3 protein-coding genes are annotated in these 2,419 nt (G+C 34.3%); all 3 read right to left on the bottom strand.

The annotated features are described in order from the left end of the window. Positions 1–130: 130 nt before the first annotated feature. Positions 131–1,618, bottom strand: a complete 1,488-nt coding sequence (locus tag Megvenef_RS08910) for a Fic family protein (RefSeq protein WP_322777576.1) — start codon at positions 1,616–1,618, stop codon at positions 131–133. 140 nt (positions 1,619–1,758) lie between these two features. Next, positions 1,759–1,911 (bottom strand): hypothetical protein, encoded by a 153-nt coding sequence (locus Megvenef_RS08905; RefSeq protein WP_322777575.1) that lies wholly within the window; start codon positions 1,909–1,911, stop codon positions 1,759–1,761. A 243-nt stretch (positions 1,912–2,154) separates the two neighbouring features. Further along, a complete protein-coding gene (locus Megvenef_RS08900) occupies positions 2,155–2,358 on the bottom strand; it encodes a hypothetical protein (RefSeq protein WP_322777574.1) in 204 nt (67 codons plus the stop codon). Positions 2,359–2,419: the final 61 nt, after the last annotated feature.

The raw sequence follows: 2,419 nt of genomic DNA, 5'->3' as shown, positions 1-2,419 counted from the left end.
AAAAAATGAATGTGCGGTGATTTATTTTTGAAATTCTTGAAATTATATCAAAAATTTAGAGTTTTGACGGAGAGACTTTGTTCTTTACTTTCCATAACAAAAATTATGGCGTTGAAATTTAGCACTACATCTATGTTATTATTTTTAATTTAATACCCTTTTCATCAGCTTGTATAGAATCTTCAAATGCATTAGATTCAGTGAGCATAATTTTTGCTCTATTAAAGTCATACCAATCTATGTAACGTGTATATTTTTGTGCAAAATCTAAGACTCTAACTATAGGCTCTAAGATTCCATTTTGACTTATGGCCTTTAAAGAAGATAGGTAATTACTACGATATACAGTAGGAATAATGATTTTTATCTCACCATTTGCTACTAATTCAGCATTCATCATTACCCTAGACAATCTCCCATTACCATCTGAGAATGGATGTACCTCAGCAACAATAAATTTGATAAATACTGCGCGGTAAAATGGGCATTCGATCGATTGATAAAGTTCAAATCCACTCTTTAATGTCCCCACTACAAGTTCTGGTGGTACAAATAGAGTATTGCCAGCTCTGTTGATTTGTTTTTTGAATTCTCCGGGCATATGAGATGGTCTACCTTCCATGATTGTAGCATGGCGGCTTTTTAGCAAAAATATAAACTCTTCAAAGCTTTTGGGTACTTTAGACATCTCATCTATCGATGAAACTACTTGGTAAGTACCTACTATATCATGAGCATCTTCTGGGCGATCAAATGGTATTTTACCATCAAAAGTAATTTCCCTTGCTTCTTCTAAGTCAAACTCAGTGCCTTCAATAAAATTAGAAAAGTAGCCCTCAAAAAATGATAAGTTTTGCCATTCAGCTGCACTCATATTACTTAATCTTGAAAAAGGAGCTAAATTTCGTAAATATTGGTGAAACCGTAAGAATAGATCAGCACGTTTCTGATCAAACGGAGCTAACTCTTTAATAGCTTGACCTATCTTTGATTCTAAATTATAAGACTTTGTACCTAGAAGTGTTCCAATAATGCGTTCTAGCTTTACTAGTTCTTTTGTCAGCTCAAGGCTTGACGCTATAAGTATTGCTTGATCTCTGATGAAATTTAAATCCCCATTCTTGATCAATATATCAAATAAGCGCCCTTCTATTTCTCCTACTGATAAACTCTTAGGAGTTAGGTTGTTTCTAGAACGACTTGGCTTGAGGTTTTCAAGTAAAGCTCGTGATAAAGAAGGAATGTAAAGCCTATTCAAAAATGGCATATCTGAATCAAGCGGCGGACTACCTTTTTGAGGGCAAATGGTAATGTTTCCTGGCAAATTCACTTTACGGGTTTTATTAGAAGTTATATATATGTTACCATCAGGTGCTGGCTTATTTTCAATTGCGGTGCGATATGCCAAAATTGCTGATGGAAAATATTGCCCTACAATTTGCCATAGATTTCTCTTGACTATGGAAGCAGGAGAATCTTTGAAATTAGGTGTATAAAGTCTTGAGGCAATCTTACGCAAATGACCAGAAGCACACATATTATGAATTGTTTTCTTAAGCGACTTATTAGAAACTACCGCTTCTGAAAAATCGAACTTCTTGACTGATAAATTATTCATTTGGCTAATATATAGAACTTTTTGTAGGATAGTATCATAAAAACAGCGCTTTTTGCAATATAATTCCGATAATAAAAGACAAGATAAAGTCTTAATACCATGCTCTCTACATACCATAACCACTGATATCTTTTTCCATCTCAAGATGTTTCTGCTGCTGGATAACTTGGTTGTGGATCTGCTGTATCTTTCAATATTTTGGTCATTTGCTCATGAGTTTTGAAGTTTTTGCTTTGCACAAACGATGAGAGTTTATGTAGCTGACCAATAACATTCTCACTCTTGTTCTTCATGGCATTTTGGATTGATAAAGTAAGTCTGGCAATAATGCTCCTGATGTTTCAGAGTGCCGTGTAGCTGAGTTAGGAACTTTTGCAATTTTTTTGAGGAAGTTGTGATCAAGATTTCATTCACCCCACACCTCCTCAGTAACCTGATTTGCCCATATTGCCAAAAATTTGCTTAATAATATTGTGGTAATTAGAAGTGATGTCAAGCTTAGATGATAAAATCTTGACATCACCTGTATTAGATCCTTAGCTGTATTCAGGTGAAATTTTCATATTATTTCCACTCAATAGTACACCATAATTACTCTGCAACAACTCTTCATTCTGATTTTGGGAAAACTCATTATTTTGACTTGAAAGTTCATTTAGTTCTTTGCTCTCTTCAATAGCTAATATCGAACCACCGACAAAATTTTCATTATGTTGTTCTTCATAGGGTATTAACCACATTCCTGCGTAAATGTAACATAAGAGAAAACTCTATATCCCATAAGGCTTGCAGAGCACTAGA

Source organism: Candidatus Megaera venefica, assembly GCF_034554655.1.
GTDB classification, from domain to species: domain Bacteria; phylum Pseudomonadota; class Alphaproteobacteria; order Rickettsiales; family Rickettsiaceae; genus Megaera_A; species Megaera_A venefica.
The sequence above is the reverse complement of the archived record's forward strand: the minus strand, read 5'-3'. Positions and strand labels throughout refer to the sequence as shown.